At 54.9% G+C, this 19,022-nt stretch carries 12 protein-coding genes; 6 read left to right on the forward strand and 6 right to left on the reverse strand.

Annotated features, from left to right (window positions below; translation table 11 throughout):
• The first annotated feature begins 216 nt into the window (after positions 1 to 216).
• The 6 genes from ACSQ3H_RS01265 to ACSQ3H_RS01290 all read left to right on the forward strand — a co-directional run bounded on the left by ACSQ3H_RS01265 (position 217) and on the right by ACSQ3H_RS01290 (position 13,494).
• Positions 217 to 1,248, forward strand: a complete 1,032-nt coding sequence (locus tag ACSQ3H_RS01265; RefSeq protein ID WP_436115355.1) for a sulfate ABC transporter substrate-binding protein — start codon at positions 217 to 219, stop codon at positions 1,246 to 1,248.
• A 4-nt stretch (positions 1,249 to 1,252) separates the two neighbouring features.
• Positions 1,253 to 2,113, forward strand: coding sequence for a sulfate ABC transporter permease subunit CysT (cysT, locus tag ACSQ3H_RS01270; RefSeq protein ID WP_436115356.1), 861 nt, complete (start codon positions 1,253 to 1,255; stop codon positions 2,111 to 2,113).
• The gene (cysW, locus tag ACSQ3H_RS01275) at positions 2,103 to 2,984 is read left to right on the forward strand and encodes a sulfate ABC transporter permease subunit CysW (protein WP_436115357.1); all 882 of its coding nucleotides are present in this window, start codon (positions 2,103 to 2,105) and stop codon (positions 2,982 to 2,984) included. The genes cysT and cysW overlap by 11 nt, the downstream gene beginning before the upstream one ends.
• 13 nt (positions 2,985 to 2,997) lie before the next feature.
• Positions 2,998 to 4,035, forward strand: a complete 1,038-nt coding sequence (locus tag ACSQ3H_RS01280; RefSeq protein ID WP_436115358.1) for a sulfate/molybdate ABC transporter ATP-binding protein — start codon at positions 2,998 to 3,000, stop codon at positions 4,033 to 4,035.
• 290 nt (positions 4,036 to 4,325) lie between these two features.
• The gene (locus ACSQ3H_RS01285) at positions 4,326 to 12,917 is read left to right on the forward strand and encodes a GH36-type glycosyl hydrolase domain-containing protein (protein WP_436115359.1); all 8,592 of its coding nucleotides are present in this window, start codon (positions 4,326 to 4,328) and stop codon (positions 12,915 to 12,917) included.
• Positions 12,918 to 13,059: 142 nt separating this feature from the next.
• Complete coding sequence (locus tag ACSQ3H_RS01290) at positions 13,060 to 13,494, forward strand: transcriptional repressor (protein ID WP_436115360.1); 435 nt, start codon at positions 13,060 to 13,062, stop codon at positions 13,492 to 13,494.
• 43 nt (positions 13,495 to 13,537) lie between these two features.
• Here ACSQ3H_RS01290 and ptsN read toward each other — a convergent pair whose 3' ends face one another.
• The 6 genes from ptsN to lptC form a co-directional block, all read right to left on the reverse strand.
• On the reverse strand, positions 13,538 to 14,002 hold the full coding sequence (gene ptsN, locus ACSQ3H_RS01295; RefSeq protein ID WP_436115361.1) for a PTS IIA-like nitrogen regulatory protein PtsN: 465 nt from the start codon (positions 14,000 to 14,002) through the stop codon (positions 13,538 to 13,540).
• 81 nt (positions 14,003 to 14,083) lie between these two features.
• Positions 14,084 to 14,677 (reverse strand): ribosome hibernation-promoting factor, HPF/YfiA family, encoded by a 594-nt coding sequence (hpf, locus tag ACSQ3H_RS01300; protein WP_436115362.1) that lies wholly within the window; start codon positions 14,675 to 14,677, stop codon positions 14,084 to 14,086.
• A gap of 216 nt (positions 14,678 to 14,893) precedes the next feature.
• Positions 14,894 to 16,543: an RNA polymerase factor sigma-54 gene (rpoN, locus tag ACSQ3H_RS01305; RefSeq protein ID WP_436115363.1), complete on the reverse strand. Its 1,650-nt coding sequence runs from the start codon at positions 16,541 to 16,543 to the stop codon at positions 14,894 to 14,896.
• A gap of 167 nt (positions 16,544 to 16,710) precedes the next feature.
• Complete coding sequence (gene lptB, locus ACSQ3H_RS01310) at positions 16,711 to 17,469, reverse strand: LPS export ABC transporter ATP-binding protein (RefSeq protein WP_436119314.1); 759 nt, start codon at positions 17,467 to 17,469, stop codon at positions 16,711 to 16,713.
• Positions 17,470 to 17,545: 76 nt separating this feature from the next.
• Positions 17,546 to 18,157 carry an LptA/OstA family protein gene (locus tag ACSQ3H_RS01315; protein WP_436115364.1) on the reverse strand — a complete coding sequence of 204 codons (612 nt, stop codon included), beginning with the start codon at positions 18,155 to 18,157 and terminating at the stop codon, positions 17,546 to 17,548.
• Between the two features lie 56 nt (positions 18,158 to 18,213).
• The gene (gene lptC / locus ACSQ3H_RS01320) at positions 18,214 to 18,951 is read right to left on the reverse strand and encodes an LPS export ABC transporter periplasmic protein LptC (protein WP_436115365.1); all 738 of its coding nucleotides are present in this window, start codon (positions 18,949 to 18,951) and stop codon (positions 18,214 to 18,216) included.
• Positions 18,952 to 19,022 lie beyond the last annotated feature (71 nt).

A 19,022-nucleotide genomic window follows, 5' to 3' on the forward strand; every position in this document is an offset into this window, starting at 1 on the left:
TCCAGAATCGCGGCATCGGCCTTCTGGATCGGCCAAAAACGGCCCTGCTACTTAAGTTTGAGAGAATCCTATGCCCATTCAGAATAGACGACTGTTTCAGTAGACTATGCTGATCCGGTAGAATATTCTAATTTTTCGCTATAAAAGGAATTCTTTCTAACGCCCCTATTTGGAGGCGCTCTGCTACGCTTCAGTTCTGATCATACGGAGGCAGGCATGAAACGTTCCCGACTTTCCCTCACACTGGCGGCTGTGTTGCTTACAGCAACGGCCGCCATTCAGCCGATGTCTGCTGCCCACGCGGACACCACCCTTTTAAACGTATCCTATGACCCGACGCGCGAGCTTTACAAGGATTTCAATGCGGCGTTCGCAGCCAAGTGGAAAGCCGACACAGGCGAGACTTTGACCATCCAGACATCACATGGCGGCTCCGGTGCGCAGGCTCGTTCCGTTATTGATGGCCTCGACGCCGATGTCGTGACGCTGGCGCTCGAAAGCGATATTACTGCGATTGCCACAAAAACGAAGAAAATCAATCCGGACTGGCGCAGCAAATATCCGCACAATTCTGCTCCTTACACATCAACGATTGTCTTTCTTGTGCGTAAGGGGAATCCAAAAGGGATCAAGGATTGGGGTGATCTGGTCAAGGACGGCGTAGAAGTCATCACGCCGAACCCGAAAACGTCCGGTGGCGCCCGCTGGAATTATCTTGCGGCTTGGGCTTGGGCTTATGGCCAGTACGGCGGCGATGAAGCCAAGATCAAGGAATACATCGGCACATTGTTCCAGCACGTTCCCGTGCTCGACTCCGGGGCACGCGGCTCCACCACCACATTCGCCCAGCGCGAACTTGGAGATGTTCTGCTTGCCTGGGAAAATGAGGCATACCTTGCTTCAGACGAATTCGGCACTGACAAATTCGACATTGTCGTCCCCCCCCAGTCGATCCTGGCAGAGCCGCCGGTGGCTGTAGTCGACGCCAATGTCGATGCCAAAGGCACGCGCAAGGTAGCTGAAGCATATCTCCAGTATCTTTACTCCACAGAGGGACAAACACTGGCTGCCAAGCATTTTTACCGTCCGGCAGAACCAGAGCTTGTGGCGCCGGAACTCCTGAAAAAATTACCGGAGTTGAAACTGGTGACGATCGATGATCCAATCTTCGGCGGATGGGCAAAGGCACAGCCCTATCACTTCGGAGATGGCGGAACCTTTGACCAGATTTACAAGCCGAAACAGTAACAGCATGATTTCCAGCCTCGCGAAAGCGGGTTGGCGGTTTAAGAGGCCGAGCGTCATTCCAGGGTTTGGAATGACGCTCGGCTTCACTCTTGCCTACCTCGCATTAATTGTTCTTATCCCTCTCACCGGCCTCGTCTGGCGCTCAGCATCATTGGGTTTTTCAGGATTCTTGCATGTTGCCACTGATCCACGCACCGTAAATGCTTTGAAGATCAGTTTCGGTACATCTCTCGTCGCCGCGTTGATCAACGTGGTGTTTGGTGTCATCGTCGCATGGGTGCTGGTGCGCTATAGATTCCCGGGCCGGCGTATCGTCGATGCGATCGTCGATCTGCCCTTCGCGCTGCCGACGGCCGTTGCAGGTATTGCACTAACGGCACTTTATTCGAGAAACGGCTGGATCGGTCAGTGGCTGGACCTGGCCGGAATCAAGGTCGCCTTCACTCCGATCGGCATCACCATCGCATTGATCTTTATCGGTCTTCCCTTTGTCGTTCGGACAGTACAGCCGGTAATGGAAGAAATCCGCAAGGAGGTCGAAGAAGCGGCGGCGACGCTTGGCGCCAATCGCTTCCAGACGATCACGCATGTGCTTCTACCGGGTCTGCAGCCGGCGATCCTGACCGGTTTCGCTTTGGCGTTTGCCCGGGCTGTCGGCGAATATGGTTCTGTGATCTTTATCGCTGGGAATCTGCCCTATGTCTCGGAAATCGCGCCTCTATTGATCGTTATCCGCTTGGAGGAGTTCGATTATGCAGGCGCGACCGCAATTGCCACCATCATGCTTCTGCTTTCGTTTTTCATGCTCTTTGTAATCAATCTCATTCAGGCTTGGAGCCGGAGGAGGTATGGCTATGGCACATGATCCCATACAAACCGTAGACCCATCGGCCACAGCCCGGCATGCGACGACGGAGGGGCGCACGGCACGCTTTGTTCTAACCGGTATTGCGCTGGCTTTTCTCGGACTGTTTCTGCTGTTGCCGCTCGTGTTGGTTTTCGTCGAAGCGTTCCGCAAGGGCCCGGCCGAATACTTCGCTGCCTTTGCAGAGCCCGATGCCCAAGCCGCCATTCGCTTGACACTGCTGGTCGCATCGATCGCGGTGCCGCTCAATGTGGTCTTTGGTGTCGTCGCGGCATGGGCGATCGCCAAGTTCGAGTTCAAGGGCAAGGCGTTCTTGACCACTCTTATCGATCTGCCATTCTCGGTCTCACCGGTCATTTCCGGCCTGGTCTATGTGCTGTTGTTCAGTTCACAAAGCATGCTCGGACCTTGGTTCAAATCGCACGGGGTCGAAGTCTTGTTTGCCGTTCCGGGTATTGTACTGGCGACGATGTTTGTCACATTCCCGTTCGTCGCGCGGGAACTGATCCCTTTGATGCAGGAACAGGGTACGACGGACGAGGAAGCCGCCCTGTCGCTCGGGGCCAATGGCTGGCAGACATTCTGGCATGTAACGCTCCCGAACATCCGATGGGGCTTGCTATACGGCGTACTTTTGTGCAACGCCCGCGCCATGGGGGAATTTGGTGCAGTGTCTGTCGTTTCAGGGCATATCAGGGGCCTCACCAACACGATGCCGCTGCATGTCGAAATTCTTTACAATGAATATAATTTTGTCGCTGCTTTTGCGGTGGCTTCGCTGCTGGCGCTGCTTGCGCTGGTGACGCTCGTTCTCAAGACTCTTCTGGAGCTGAGATATGGGGCGGAGCTTCGCGCAGCCGGCGGACACTGAAGGGAATAAATATATGGATGTTCGCGTAAGTAGTGTACGCAAGGAATTCGATCGTTTTCCGGCGCTGCACGACGTGTCACTCGATATCAATTCAGGCGAACTGATCGCTCTGCTGGGGCCGTCTGGATCCGGAAAGACGACGCTGCTGCGCTTGATCGCCGGGCTTGAAACCCCAACCGAGGGCAAGGTTTTCTTTGGCGACGAGGATGCTTCACTGAAGTCGGTGCAGGAGCGTAACGTCGGCTTCGTCTTCCAGCATTATGCACTGTTCCGCCATATGACAGTGATAGACAATGTCGGTTTTGGTCTGAAGGTGCGGCCGAATTCCAACCGGCCGAGCAAGGACGAGATTCGCCGGCGTTCTTCGGAACTGCTGGATTTCGTCCAGCTTTCCGGCCTTGAAAAACGCTATCCGGCACAGCTTTCGGGTGGTCAGCGTCAGCGCGTCGCGCTTGCCCGTGCCATGGCTATCGAACCTCGAATTTTGTTGCTGGACGAACCCTTTGGCGCGCTCGATGCGAAGGTCCGCAAGGAACTGCGCCGCTGGCTGCGTGAAATTCACGACAAGACCAAGCATACCACTGTTTTCGTGACGCACGACCAGGATGAAGCGCTGGAATTGGCGGATCGCGTTGTCGTTATGAGCCAGGGTAAGATCGAGCAGATAGGCACTCCCGATGAGGTCTATGACCGGCCGAATTCCCCCTTCGTCTACAGCTTTATCGGTGAATCGAGTTCGCTTGAGGTTCGGATCAATAAGGGTGAATTGTGGCTTGGCGACCAGTTGCTCGGTATCAAGAGCGATCTCCCCGATGGCGAAGGACTACTGTATTTCCGGCCGCATGATGTCGAACTAACCGAGAGTGCGGATGCGCGCATCGGAGGTACGGTTGTGGCAAGCCGGCGCGTCGGAGCCACGAGACGAGTAGAGCTCGATATTGCTGGCGTGACAGACCGCGTGGAGATCGAAATTCCAGCGGACCATCCCGCAAAGGAGACCAGCCGGATCGCGTTCCGTCCCAAACATTGGCGAGTCTTTCCGAAGGGCTGAGATAGTCGTTATCTCAATTGAAGACCGGGATTGTACAAATCCCGGTCTTCTTATTTGAACTCCCATTACCTCGCCGCTCCAGCTTTCCCTGTGCGGGAGTTTCAAAATTGCGTACAAAGACGAATAGAAATCTGACTCATTTTCATCAAAACTGATCGCTAACAGCAAAAGTGATGATAGCTTAATTGCCATGACCTGATTAGACCGTAAACTGAAACGTGGGCGATCAGCCCCTGATCGCTTTTGTGCTGCAATCCAGAAGATTTTTTCTTCCAACCGAAATGAAACAAATGCCCGTATTGAGCTTTTTTCAAGCGTTCGCATCCCAGAAGAAGACCGTCGGCCAGATTTTTGCTGTCCAACCGAACCCTATCAGGGCTCACTATAAATCCATCGACGATTTGAGGGATCTGGGTACCAGGGTGGCAAAGGGCGAAGACGTTCGATTGCCCGACTACGAACCGATGGTTTTCGAGCAGCGTACAGTCGAAAACGCCAGGCTGATCCTGCATTCCTACCGTTCCTCCGATGCCGCAGCACGCAACGGCGAAACGATAACACCAGCGGCTCAGTGGCTGCTGGACAACTATTACCTGGTCGACCAGAACATACAGCAGGTCGAGCGCGATCTGCCTAAGAAATTCTTCCGGCAATTGCCATCGCTTGTGACCCAGCCCGGCATTCCACGAGTTATGGCGCTTGCCTGGCTTTATGTCGCGCACACGGACAGCCAATTTTCGCTGAATAGCCTGAGCGCTATCGTTGAAGGTTTTCAGATTGTCGAACCTCTGCATATCGGCGAATTGTGGGCGCTTCCATCCGCCGTTCGCTTTATTCTGATCGAGAATGCGCGGCGTCTTTCGCTGCGTGTCGAACGCGCACGCCGCATGCGCGCCTACGCCAACAGTGTGGCCGACGAAATCACGCTGAACGCCGAAAAGGACACCCTGCCCCAGCTTCTGGCGCAATATGCGACGGCGGCCAAAGACAGCACGTTTGCCACTCATCTGCTCTACCGCTTGCGCGGTGGCGCTGCTCACTCCGGTGCCGCAGTCGCATGGCTCGAAGATGAACTCGAAAAGAACGACAGCGATTCCGAGGACGCCATCATTCAGGAGCACACGCGCCAGTCCACAGGCGGCGTCAGCATGGGCAATCTCATCCGAAGCCTGAAGGCTATCGACGACGTCGACTGGATCACCTGGTTTGAGACGGTCAGCGGCGTCGATGCCGTCCTGCGTGATAACTCGAATTTCGATGCACTCGATTTTCATTCCCGCAATGCGTACCGCGTTGCTATTGAAAAGATTGCCCGCCGTTCAGGCAAGAGCGAACACGACATCACCCAGGCCGCATTGGAACTCGCACATAAAAGCGCGGAGGAAACCGGCGGCGAAGGTGGAGTGACCGAGCAGCGTAAACGCGACGTTGGTTACTATCTCGCTGGTGAAGGCCGCCCTGAACTTGAAGAGACGTGTGACTACAAGCCGACGCTTCTTATTCGTTGGGTACGTTTCTACCGCCAATTGGGCCTCGCTGGCCTTTGGGCTCCGGCTTCATTCTTCTCGATTGCCATCCTGCTGTTGATCCATTATTTCCTGCGCCGTGCCGGATTGCCCGGCGACATGACTTGGCTGTTTACCTTGCTCGCAGTGTTCCCGACGATGGAAACCGCCAACGGCTTCGTCAACTGGATCATACCGATGTTCATGCCGCCGACGCGGCTCATAGGCTTCGAGTATAAGAGCGGTCTGCCTCCGGAGGCAAAAACCCTCGTTGCCGTGCCGACGCTGATCACCTCGCGCGACTCCGTCGATGAGCATATCCGCAATCTCGAAGTGCACTATCTCACCAATCCGCGTGGCGAGGTCTATTTCGCCCTTTTGACGGACTGGGCTGACAGCAAATTCGAACAGACCGACGACGATCTCGATATTTTCGATTATGCGCGGGAGAAAATCACTGCGCTCAACGACCATTACACGCAAAACAATCCCCGATTCTTCCTGCTGCACCGCAAGCGCCTGTTTAATGCCCAGGAAAATCGTTGGATGGGCTGGGAGCGCAAGCGCGGCAAGCTGCACGAACTCAATATGCTGCTGCGCGGCGATAAGGACACGACGTATTTCCCTTCGAACGAGGAAATTCCAACCGATATCAAGTTCGTGATGACGCTCGACTCCGATACGCGCCTGACGCCGGACTCCGTGAACCGTCTGGCCGGCAAGCTTATTCACCCACTCAACCGACCCATCTCCAGCCCCAAAGCGGGCCGTGTCGTCAGTGGCTATGCTATCTTGCAACCTCGCGTTACACCTTCACTGACCACCGGCGACGATGCCTCGTTCCTGCAGCGCGTCTTTTCGGTCAACCGCGGCATCGATCCCTATGTGTTTGCGGTTTCCGATGTCTATCAGGACGTGCTTGGTGAAGGGACCTTTACCGGCAAGGGTCTTTATGACATCGATTTCTTTGAAGCCGCACTCGAGGGCAAGATTGGCGAGAATGCCGTCCTGAGCCATGACCTGCTCGAAGGCGGCTACGCACGCAGCGCGCTCGTCAGTGACGTCGAGGTGGTTGAAGATTATCCGACAGGCTACAACGTCGATATCTCCCGCCATCATCGCTGGACGCGTGGTGACTGGCAGCTCTTGCCATATCTCTTCAGCACAAGACCAGGTGTGACTGCGGTCACGCGCTGGAAAATGGTCGATAATCTTCGCCGCTCACTCACACCGATATTCTGGATAGTGGCTTCCATTGCCGGCTGGACATTGCTGCCGCCGGAACTTGCCACCCTATGGCAGTGCTTCATGATTTTCAGCATGTTCATCGTGCCGACGATGATCCTGTTTACCAATCTCGTCCCCACAGACATGAACCTGTCACTCAAAGGGCATTTTCAGGCGATTCTGACGGATATTTTTGCCGGCGCCGCGGACATTGCACTGCGCATTACCTTCATCGCCAATATGGCGTGCCTGATGACCGACGCGATTGTGCGTACGCTCTACCGCCTGTTCATTTCGCGCAAGCATCTTCTCGAATGGCGCGCAGCGGCGCAGGCAAAAACCAGTTCTCCCGATACGCTGAGCTATTATACGCAGTTGATGTGGCCTGCTGTGATCGTTGCAGTGATTGCCATCGGTTTGCCACTGGCAGTTCAAAGCCCGGGATGGTTCCTGGCCGTGCCTTTTGCACTGATCTGGTTCTTGTCGCCGATGATTGCCTGGTTAGTGAGCCGCTCGGCCAAGCCGTTGGATGATCTCAACGTTCGCTCCTCGGACAAAGGTGAATTGCGGCGGTTCGCCCGCCGTACCTGGCACTATTACGACACGTTCGTCACGAAGGAACAGAACTTCATTCCACCGGACAACTTCCAGGAAGACCCGCACCCCGTCATTGCGACACGAACCTCTCCTACGAATATCGGGATGTATCTGCTCTCAACAGTCGCAGCCCGGGACTTTGGCTGGATCAGTTTCAATGAAACGCTGACGCGTATAGACCAGACGCTCGAAACGCTCGAGAAGATGGAGAAATATCGCGGCCATCTTTACAATTGGTACGAAACGACCACGCTGCGCCCATTACTTCCACTTTATGTTTCGGCGGTGGATAGCGGCAATCTGGCAGGCCATCTCGTTGCTCTGTCATCGGCACTGGAGAAATGGGCAGAGGCACCTTCAGTCTATCTTCAGAGCGATCTCGACGGCATTCTTGATGTCAGCGATATTCTGGAAGAGGCCATAAGCGACATTCCGGATGATCGTCGTGTTTTAAGGCCCCTTCGCCGTCGCCTGGAGGAACGCGTTTCCAATTTCCGCCGGGCAATCACGACGATCAAGGAAGAGCCTGAAACGGCATCGCTGCGCACAATCAACCTTGCGCTCTTCGCCGGTGACATCCAGCGCCTGACCGACGAATTGCACAGCGAACTCGAAAGTCCGATCAGCGCGACCGCCAACGAATGGGCGCTTCTGCTCGTCAAGACGTGTCAAGGCCACACGGACGATGCAATAGGCAGTCACGAGAGCACGGACGTCCTGCGCGAACGCCTGGGAACCCTCGCCACCCGAGCGCGGCAATTGGCTTTCGACACTGACTTCACCTTCCTGGAGCGCAAGGAACGACGCCTGTTGTCCATCGGTTTCCGTGTAGAGACCAACGAACTCGATGCCAGCTGTTATGACCTTCTCGCCTCCGAAGCGCGTTTGGCGAGCCTCTTTGCCATCGCCAAGGGCGATATTCCGGTCGACCACTGGTTCAAGCTCGGACGGCTGCTGGTTCCAGTTGGCTGGCGCGGTGCGCTGGTTTCCTGGTCCGGTTCGATGTTCGAATATCTCATGCCGCCTCTGGTGATGATCGAACCACTCGGCAGTATGCTGGATCAGACCAACAAGCTGATCGTGCAGCGTCAGATCGAATATGGTGAGTCCAAAGGGCTGCCGTGGGGCATTTCCGAAGCGGCCTATAATGCCCGCGACCCGGAGATGAACTACCAATACACCAATTTCGGCGTTCCGACACTCGGCCTCAAGCGCGGCCTTTCCAAGAATTACGTTGTAGCGCCCTATGCCAGCATCATGGCCAGCCAGTATCAACCCGCAGAGGCTGTCAAGAATTTGCAACGTCTGCGCGCCATGGGTGCGCTGGGTCAATATGGCTTCTACGACGCCGTGGACTTTACTAAATCGCGCGTCCGCGAAGATGAAGAGTATGCAGTCGTACGCAATTACATGGCCCACCACCATGGCATGTCGATTGTCGCCGTCAACAACGTCGTGTTCGAAGGTCGCATGCGCGAACGTTTCCACGCGGATCCTGTGATCGAAGCCGCCGAGCTCCTGCTTCAGGAGAAGGCTCCGCGTGAAATACCGGTTCTGCAGGCCAAGGCCGAGAACCCAATGCGCAAAGCTGTGGAAAGCGCGGAAGAAACGGCCTCTATCCGTTTCATTCAGAATCCACTGAGTGCGCCCATTGCAACGCAGATCATGTCGAATGGACATTACTCGGTTATGGTCACTGCCAATGGCGGCGGTTACAGCCGCTGGAATGGCCTTGCCATTACCCGTTTCCAACCTGATCCCCTCGAAAGCGGCTATGGTACGTTCCTTTTCCTGCGGGATCTCGAAAACGGCGAATGGTGGTCAGCGACAGGCGATCCTGTGCGCGTTGCAGGCGAGAAGAGCACCACCATCTTTGCCGACTACAAGGCGGAATTCGTCAAGGAGAATGGCACGCTCCATACTACCGTGGAGGCCATCGTTGCCTCGGATTCCGATGGTGAAGGCCGCCGCATCGTCATCACCAATACCGGCACCAAGGACCGCATCATCGAAGTCACGTCCTACGCTGAACTAGTATTGACGAATGAAGATACGGACACTGCTCATCCAGCTTTTGCCAAGATGTTCGTTGAGACCGATATCGACCAACGTGGCGACGCGATCTACGCTACGCGCCGCAAGCGCGGTAATGACGACCCGGATATCCACGTGGCCCATATCGTGAGCGACAGTTCCGGCGCGATGCGCGAAATCCAGGCTGAAACCGATCGGCGCAACTTTATCGGTCGCGGACGCTCCTTGCGCAATCCGGCTGCTTTCGACGAAGGTGCAACTCTCAGCGGCAGTCATGGTTTTGTGCTCGATCCCATCGCTTCGCTGCGTTGCCGCGTTCGGGTTCCCGCGCACAAGAAAGTGACGCTTGTATTCTGGACTCTTGTACGTCCAAACCGTCAAGAACTCGAGGAGGTCGTCTCCCGCTTCCGCCATCCGGATTGCTTTACCCGTGAATTCTCGCTGTCATGGACGAGTTCGCAGGTTCGCCTCCACCACATCGGCATTAATCCCGACGAGGCAGCTGAGTTCCAGCGTGTGGCAACGAGCCTGATATATCCGGACAAGGCTCTGCGCATGCCATCTGAGAGCATTGCAAGCGGACTAGGCAGCCAGTCCGAGCTTTGGCCAATGTCCATTTCCGGCGACTTCCCGATCCTTGCGCTGCGCATCGACGACGAAGCGGATATGGAAACGCTGAGAAACCTGCTGAAGGCACATGAATATTGGCGTGCCAAGGGTCTTGTCGTCGACGTCGTTGTCATCAACGAGCGTTCATTCTCCTATGCACAGGATTTCCAGCGTGGCTTGGAGGCAATTTGCGAAAATAGCCGTGCCCGCGGCGCTCAGCTTGGACCGCGCGTCCACATCTTCACCGTCCGTAAGGACCAGATGAGTGATGCCAGCTACAACACGCTTCTGGCTTCAGCCCGCATCGTCATGCACGCGCAGAATGGTTCACTTTCCGAGCAGTTGAAGCGCATGGCAGGTCTGAGCGCTGACCTAGTGCCGGTCACTGAAACCCGGGGCAAATCGATCATAGCCGGTGACATTGGAAATGACGATTTGCGTGGGATCGCTCCGGCACCGACGCAGCTCATGAGCAAACGCCGTCCCAAGATTTCCGGAGACGACCTGTCGTTCTGGAATGGCTTTGGCGGCTTCGACATGAAGAGCGGCGAATACATTGTTCGTCTTGGTGGGCTGATCAGCACCCCACAGCCCTGGATCAATGTGATTTCGAATCCCAATTTTGGCTTTCACGTATCCGCCGAAGGCGCGGGTTTCACTTGGTCAGGCAACAGCCGCGACTATCAGCTGACGCAATGGTCCAATGATCCGGTCATCAACCGTTCCGGTGAGGCGATCTATGTGGTGGACCTTGAAAAGAACACCGCATTCGCTCCGACTGCATCGGTGCTCCGTGATCCTTCAGTGCAATATGAGACCCGGCATGGCCAAGGCTACTCAATCTTTGCCGCGCGCCATGGCAATGTCGGGCTCGAACTCACGCATACGATCGATCCTGACCAACCCGTCCGTGTATCGAGTCTCAAGATCACCAATAATGGCGGCACCGCCAAACAATTGCGCGTCTACGGCTTTGTTGAATGGATGTTGGGCAATGCCCGTGCAAAGACCTCGCCATTCATCGTACCGTCGTGCGATACTGAAACGGGCGTGCTATTTGCCCGCAACCCCTATGGAATCGACCGACGTGAGCATGTGGCGTTCTTTGCTGCCAATGTGAAGCCGCAGTCCTATACTGCAGACCGTGCCGAGTTCTTTGGCGCGCTCGGTTCCGTCGATCGTCCGGACGCGGTGCTTCAGGCCAAGACGCTGTCAAACCTGGTTGAAGCCGGTGGGGATCCCTGTGCTGCGCTTGCAGTCGATATCAAGATCGCAGCGGGTGAAACGCACGAGGTGGTCTTCTACATGGGGGATGCCGGCAGCCATGACGAGGCACGCCAGATTCTTGCACACCACAACAAGCAGCCGTTCGAAGAGACTCTCTCGGCCTCAAAGGCAATCTGGACGAACTTCCTTGATGGATTGCAGATTGACACCCCGGATGATGCTTTCAATGTCATGGTCAATCGCTGGCTGCCCTATCAGAGCCTCGCCTGCCGCATTTGGGCACGCTCGGCCTTTTATCAGGCAAGTGGCGCCTTCGGCTTCCGTGATCAGCTGCAGGACACTCTGTCCATGCTGATCCTTGATCCATCTTTGGCACGCAAGCAGATTCTTAATGTCTCGGCTCGCCAGTTCAAGGAAGGCGACGTTCAACACTGGTGGCTGCCGACGACTGGGGCGGGTGTGCGCACGAAAATCTCCGATGACGTGGTCTGGCTCGGCTATGCCATAGCCCATTACACCTCGGTGACTGGTGACATGAGCATCCTGGAAGAGCAGATCGCCTTCATCGAAGGCCGGGCGCTAGAAAATGGCGAGCATGATGCTTTCTACCAGCCGACTGTCTCAAGCGAGAAGGTCAGCGTTTATGAGCACGCAGCCCGTGCGCTTGACCTTGCCATTGTCCGTACGGGCTCGCACGGCCTGCCGCTGATGCTGACGGGCGACTGGAACGACGGCATGAACCGCGTCGGTGAGGACGGCAAGGGCGAAAGCATATGGCTTGGCTGGTTCCTGATAAGCACTTTGCGTGACGTCTTGCCGATCGCAAGGCATTTCAAGGACAAGGAACGCATCCAGCGATGGGAAACCCATATCGAAAGTCTGAAAGCCGCTCTCGAGAAGGATGGCTGGGATGGTGAATGGTATCGTCGCGGCTACTTTGACGATGGTGCGCCGCTTGGTTCGAAGAAGAGCGATGAGTGCAAGATCGACTCGATCGCTCAATCCTGGAGCGTCATCTCCTGCTATGGCGATCCAGACCGCAGCAAGCAGGCCATGCACTCGGTCGCGACGCATCTCATCGACGATGAAGTCGATATCATCAAGCTGTTCACACCGCCGTTCAACAAGACGCGGCATGATCCAGGCTATATCAAGAGTTATCCGGTCGGCGTGCGCGAAAATGGCGGACAATATACCCATGCCGCAACTTGGGCAGTTCTTGCCATGGCCAAGCTCGGCGACGCGGATGAAGCGTATCGCTGGTTCAAGAAGCTCAACCCTGTCAACCATTCGTTGACCCCGGAAAAAGCTGAATCCTACCGTGTAGAGCCTTACGTGGTGGCTGCGGACGTTTATTCGGTCGATCCAATGCGCGGACGTGGCGGCTGGACCTGGTATACCGGTTCGGCCGGATGGCTTTACCGCGTGGCAACAGAAGGCATCCTTGGCATCATCCGTCAGAGCGACAGGCTGTTCGTTGATCCCGCATTTCCCTCGGAATGGAGCGGCTTCAGTTTTGTGCTACGCAATGGTGATGCCCGCTATACCTTCGAGGTCAAGCCAGTCACAAAGGGCACCAAGAAGATCACTGTCGACGGGAAGAAATTAGCCAAGGCTGAAAATGGTATCCCCTTGAAAACAACGGGGGAACACACGGTCATTGTGGAAGTACCCCCATCGTAATCCCGGCTTCTGCTTTAATGCATCCGCCGCCTTTGATTTTTCACTGGCGGCGGTTTTGTTTCTGGGTGAAGCGATCATTTCCTGTCGGATTGCCAGTTGAGAATCTTTGCAACTGACGCCGATCTGGCGCATAATCGGTATTATGAAACATGCAATGAATCAGAAGCCGGATTACGAAAAGGAACTGCGTAAGGCTGGCGTACGCATTACCCGTCCCCGGCGTATCATCATCGACATTCTGACTTCTACCGAAGACCACCCTGATGCGATGAAGATTTTCCATCGTGCCATTGAGATCGACGACAGCATTTCTCTTTCCACTGTCTACAGGACCATGAATTTGCTGGAGGAGATGGGTGCCATCCATCGCCATGCTTTCAACGGCGGACCATCGCGTTTCGAGCAGGCCCGCGGCGAACACCATGATCATCTGATCGATATCGATACGGGTGCTGTAATCGAGTTCAAGTCAGACAAAATTGAAAAATTGCAGGAAGAGATCGCCAAGTCGCTCGGTTACGATATCATTCATCACCGGCTGGAGCTCTACGGACGCAAGATCGGCCAATCCTCTTAGAAAAGCCGCCCAAAGGCGGCTTTCACAGACCGAAGACAGATACTCAGGCGGCGTTGGACGCCGGCTGCGACGTTAACAGCTCGTAGATTAAGCTCGCATCGTGGGCGGTGCGCAGTTTTGCAATGCGCTCGGGATCACGCAACATGCGAGCAATGCGTGACAATGCTTTCAGATGATCTGCCCCGGCATTTTCCGGCGCCAGGAGCAAAAACACGATATCGACCGGCTGGTCGTCCAGTGCTTCGAAATCGACTGGTGTTTCGAGCTGCGCGAAAACACCGGCAATGCGCTTCACGCTATTGATCTTTCCATGCGGAATGGCAATGCCATTGCCAACGCCAGTTGAGCCCAAGCGTTCGCGCTGCAGGATCGTGTCAAATACCTCCCGCTCGCTCAGGCCGGTCAAGACGGCTGCCTTTTCCGACATGATCTGCAAAAGCTGCTTCTTGGAATTGACTTTCAATGCGGGCAGGACAGCGTCGGGCTGAATGAGATCACCCAGATCCATTATCTCTCTTCCTTCCAGTTACCATCCGCGCACTTGCCTGCGCGCGGACGGTAGTTCAAATTTCGCTATGAACCCGCTTCTTCACGCAGAAGCAACGTTTTCACCCGCCACTGTCGATGGATCGATCCAGCCAATATTTCCATCAGCGCGGCGATATACGATATTTACCTGCGTACTACCAGCGTTACGGAAGACAACAACAGGACTATCCTTCAAGTCGAGTTCCACGACCGCTGATGCTACGCTCATGCTTCTGAGCGCCATCGACGTTTCAGCAACGATGGTCGGCGCGTAATCTTCCGGAATATCCTCATCATCATCCGGTACCGGCGCCATCACCGTATAGGAAACATCATCGAAAACCCCATTTGAACCAGGGGCCTGATGCGACTTGAGGCGTCTCTTGTAGCGCCGGAGACGCTTGTCTATACGCTCGCCTGCTGCGTCAAAGGCGAGCAACGGATCCTGCGCTTCGCCCGCCGCTTGCAGCACGGTACCAGTATCAAGGCGGACAAGGCAGTCGGCAATAAAACGCGATCCCTGCTTTTCCACCGTGACATGGCCGGTATATCCGCCATCGAAGTATTTGGAGACCATCTCCCCTATCCGCTCCTCAATCCGAATGCGGAAAGCGTCACCAATGTCCATATGTTTCCCAGATACACGCAGACTCATGATACCTCACCTTCATTTGTGATTTTTCATCGCCCGGACCAATCTACACTGTTGTTGGGAGGCGAGCAAAGACATCCCGCACAACCTGTGCGAGCGTTCGGTCATCACATTCACTTGCTGATTCTTCATTCAAAGGCGCGCTTTCACTTCAATTGTCGCAAATTACCGGCGCTTGTCTCCCTGACCAGACTTCTTCGGTCCAGTTCATTTACCCACTCACAAGGATTCTACACCCGTGCGACGGATGAATCCAGACTTTCCGTCGCCCTTGCACACAGATGCCTGAGCTTTTTTCTCTCGCCGTCTTTGCACAGAAGAAGCGATATTCATCCCCTCCCGGTACTTTGCAACGGTACGTCGGGCAATATCGATCCCTTGCTCTTTCAACAAATCCACAATTGTATCATCCGACAGAATGTCATCCGGTGTTTCCACGTCGATCAACTGCTTTATCTGATGACGTACCGATTGCGATGAATGCTGCTCGCCGCCTTCGGTTGCCGCGATCGCCGCGTTGAAAAAGTACCGTAACTCGAACACACCCCGTTTGGTCAGCATGTATTTATTTGCAGTGACGCGACTCACCGTGGACTCGTGCATGCCGATCGCATCCGCCACGTTCCGCAAGTTGAGCGGCTTCAGATGGGCAACGCCGTGACGAAGAAATTGTTCCTGCTGGCGAACAATCTCGCTGGCAACTTTCAGGATTGTTTGTGCGCGCTGATCGAGGCTGCGCGTTAGCCAGTTGGCGTTCTGTAAACATTCGCTCAGAAACATCTTCTCGGCGGAAGAGGTCTTTGTCTTCGCTATCGTCGCATAGTAGCGGTTATTGACGAGCACACGCGGCAGCGCATCGGGATTAAGCTCAATCCGCCAACTTCCATCTGAAGCGGTATCCACCTGCACATCGGGCACGATACTGTCTGCTATGCCGGAGGAGAAGGCCGTTCCTGGTTTTGGATCGAGAAGTTGGATTTCCTGCAGCATAGCCAGAATATCCGCATCACCTACGTGACAAAGCTTCTTGAGACTGTGGAAATCGCGTTTGGCGAGTAGTTCGAGGTTTTGCAACAGCATTTTCATGCTCGGGCCGAGCCGGTTTTTTGCACGAAGCTGCAGCGACAAACACTCCGCAAGGTCACGCGCGAATAGCCCCGCAGGTTCAAACCCCTGCAAGACCGCAATCAGTTTCTCGATATGGTCGGCATCGACACCAAATCTTTCAGCGATTTCTTCTACATCGGCGCGCAAATAGCCCATCTCATCAAGGTGATCGGTGAGCTCCGCGGCGATCACCCGGTCGCGAGCCGATGCGAAGGCGAAAATAATCTGCTCGGCGATATGGTCCCGAAGGGTCAGCGGAGCTGCTGTCACCTGTTCGAGGTTATACCCCTCGCCCCCGGTAGAAACATAGCCGTCTCCGGACGATGACTTCCACTTCGAAGCGAGGTCGCCGGCAATAAAATCATGTGTTCCCGGATCGTCGGGAAAGATGTTCTCAAGGGAACTGTCGAACGTATCGGACATGGAACCTGAACTCGTCGATTCGCCGCTTACCAGCCAATGATCGGCTTGCCCGTCCAGGGAATGATCATCATGCGTCTCGAAATCACTGCCCACGGCTCCTCTGCCGAATTCGCGTTCATCACTCGAAATCCGGTCAGTGTTGAAGCCACGTTCATCCAGCGAGAAATACTCGCCATTGGCATCATCACGCTCGAGCAGAGGGTTCTTTTCAATCTCCTGCTCTATGAACTGTTCGAGTTCGATATGCGTCAACTGCAGCAGTCGAATCGACTGCATGAGCAACGGCGTCATTACCAATGCTTGGTTTTGCCTGAGATCGAGCTTTGCCGACAGAGCCATGGTGGACGCGGATACTCCGGTACGATTTCTTTGCTGTCGTACAGAACTGGCCCAATCCTTGCTTGTCAATCGCATGCAAGGGAAAAACGTGTTGGTGCGGCAATTTTCAATCTAAAGACGTATAGGAAATGGCATTTCTTGCAGATGAAAGCCGAAAAATGGGAAAATCAGAGCTTGAACTGATCCCCAAGGTAAAGCCGGCGAACATCCTGATTGGCAATAATTTCATCCGGCCGACCGTGGGTGAGTACTTGTCCGGCATGGATGATATAGGCCCTGTCGATCAGCTTCAGCGTCTCGCGTACATTATGGTCGGTGATCAGCACACCAATACCGCGGCCAGTCAGATGGCGCACCAATTGCTGAATATCCGCAACGGCAATCGGATCTACACCTGCAAAGGGTTCGTCCAGGAGCATGAAATTAGGACGAGACGCCAGGGCGCGAGCAATCTCCAGCCGCCGGCGTTCGCCACCTGACAGGGAAAGCGCTGGAGCCTTGCGCAGATGAGCGATGTGAAATTCCTCAAGCAGCGAGTCGAGTTCCTGCGCGCGCGCGCTCCGATCTTTCTCGACAACCTCAAGGACGGCCTTAATGTTGTTTTCAACCGAAAGACCGCGGAAAATCGAGGCTTCCTGCGGCAGATAACCAATACCCAGCCGAGAACGGCGATACATCGGCATCGTCGTTACGTCGAAACCATCGATTTCGATGGTGCCCTTGTCGACCGGGACGAGGCCCGTGACCATATAGAAACAAGTTGTCTTGCCAGCGCCGTTAGGACCGAGAATACCAACGGCTTCACCGGCACGTACCCCAAAGGAAACACCGTTGACGACCTGGCGGCCATTGTAGCTCTTGGTGATACCACGCGCGACAAGTGTGCCCTTCATACGGTCCACTGCCGTTGGATCAGCAGGACGCATTTCCTGGGAAATGGTAGAGTCGGGCCGAGCGGAAAGCTTGCTGGAAGAGCGACGCGAAAACAAGGACACTATGGTCTCAGTTCTTCGGGGCGTTCTTGGGAGCTACAACGATAGAGACACGGCCTGTCTGACCGCTCTTGCAGCTTTCAAGCTGGGCCTCGCCCGTTTTGAGCTGCGCGGTCAGCTTGCAGCCGACGGCGACATTGTCGCCTTGAGACAGAACAACCTTGCTGCCGGTCAGAACCAGCACTTCAGTCTTCATATCGAAAGTGCCGTGATCGCCAGTGGCGACCTGGTCTTCTGATTTGACGTAGACCTTGTCATTGACCTCGAGGTGATCGATATCCTGCGCTCCAGCCCCAGCCACTCCGGTGGTTTTTGGCGCGTCAGCAGGAGCAGCACCGGTCGTATCTTTCTTGGGCCCCTTGACGTAATAAACGATCATGGAACCCGCTTTCAAAAGTGTCGCACCTTGTACTACGGTCACATTGCCCGTGAAGGTAGCGGTACCCTCATTGTCGTGAACAACAAGCTTGTCCGCATCGATCTGAATCGGCTGGTCGCCGGACAATTTTATACCGGTTGTGGCTGTGGCAGCATCCTGAGCTAGGGCGGGAGCAATCATGGACGATGCCAACAGGCCCAACGCAATGGTCGAAATGCTGATCAGTTTTGCCCCGCACGACATCGTCTTCTCTCCTAAATTCGGGATATTCCCTCGAAATCAGCAATAATCCCCAGACGTTACTCTGACGATTTGATTTCCTTGTCACCTTCTTGCAGCTTTGCAGGCTGAATGACAAGCCTTACCCGCTTTTCAAAAGTCATTACCTTGCCGCTTTCGGTAATTTGCATACTGTCTGCGGTTATACTCGACTTGCTATTTTTTACGCTGACCGGATCGTCGGTCGACATGGTGTTGCCGGCTATATCGATATTGGCCGATTGCAGCAGGGCGGTAATACCATCGGATGTTGTCAGGCTTATGGCGCTGTCGAGCTTCAACTGTCGGTTCGCGTTGTCATACACGCCCGATTTCGCCTTCACTTGCGCGCGCAACTCTTTGCCAATCGGAATTTCGGCACTGATCCCCTCCAGAGAGATCACATTGTTGTTGCCTACTTCCTGCAAGGCTCTTACGGCGCTCATTTTGTAAGGGAGCTTGTCCTTCGTAAATCCGTCGAGTTTCGGATTGGTCATGACAAGTTTGCCATTTTCCATCCCGGCATTATCGAGCGAAATATTGCTCGGAACGCTCGACGTGGAAAAGAAAGTGAACCAGGAAAAAACAGCGGCACCGATCAGAGCGATTGCGGGCAGGGCAACCTTCAGAAAACGCACGCGCCGTGAGTGGCGTTCCGCAGCGCGGAACACCATGGAATCCTTGTCGGAGCCAGCAAACTGCCGTGCGACCTCGGCATGATGGTCAGCGTCGGCGGTGGCATCGCGCCCCGCATGCGTCTCGTTTCTTTCGATGGACATAGGTCTGGCTGTGTTTACCGATTACAATATAATGGCTAGTTGAACGCCAATATGGTTATTTTTCGATGAAA

This window comes from Phyllobacterium sp. LjRoot231, assembly GCF_964253365.1.
In the GTDB taxonomy this organism is placed as follows: Bacteria; Pseudomonadota; Alphaproteobacteria; order Rhizobiales; family Rhizobiaceae; genus Phyllobacterium.

Bases quoted from the DNA above. Each gene is read 5' to 3' on its own strand.
- cysW (WP_436115357.1), top strand. From the start codon at position 2,103: ATGGCACATGATCCCATACAAACCGTAGACCCATCGGCCACAGCCCGG.
- lptB (WP_436119314.1), bottom strand. From the start codon at position 17,469: ATGCGTCCTGCTGATCCAACGGCAGTGGACCGTATGAAGGGCACACTT.
- ACSQ3H_RS01285 (WP_436115359.1), top strand. From the start codon at position 4,326: ATGCCCGTATTGAGCTTTTTTCAAGCGTTCGCATCCCAGAAGAAGACC.
- ACSQ3H_RS01265 (WP_436115355.1), top strand. From the start codon at position 217: ATGAAACGTTCCCGACTTTCCCTCACACTGGCGGCTGTGTTGCTTACA.
- rpoN (WP_436115363.1), bottom strand. From the start codon at position 16,543: ATGGCTCTGTCGGCAAAGCTCGATCTCAGGCAAAACCAAGCATTGGTA.
- cysT (WP_436115356.1), top strand. From the start codon at position 1,253: ATGATTTCCAGCCTCGCGAAAGCGGGTTGGCGGTTTAAGAGGCCGAGC.
- ACSQ3H_RS01280 (WP_436115358.1), top strand. From the start codon at position 2,998: ATGGATGTTCGCGTAAGTAGTGTACGCAAGGAATTCGATCGTTTTCCG.
- ACSQ3H_RS01290 (WP_436115360.1), top strand. From the start codon at position 13,060: ATGAAACATGCAATGAATCAGAAGCCGGATTACGAAAAGGAACTGCGT.
- lptC (WP_436115365.1), bottom strand. From the start codon at position 18,951: ATGTCCATCGAAAGAAACGAGACGCATGCGGGGCGCGATGCCACCGCC.
- ACSQ3H_RS01315 (WP_436115364.1), bottom strand. From the start codon at position 18,157: ATGTCGTGCGGGGCAAAACTGATCAGCATTTCGACCATTGCGTTGGGC.
- hpf (WP_436115362.1), bottom strand. From the start codon at position 14,677: ATGAGTCTGCGTGTATCTGGGAAACATATGGACATTGGTGACGCTTTC.
- ptsN (WP_436115361.1), bottom strand. From the start codon at position 14,002: ATGGATCTGGGTGATCTCATTCAGCCCGACGCTGTCCTGCCCGCATTG.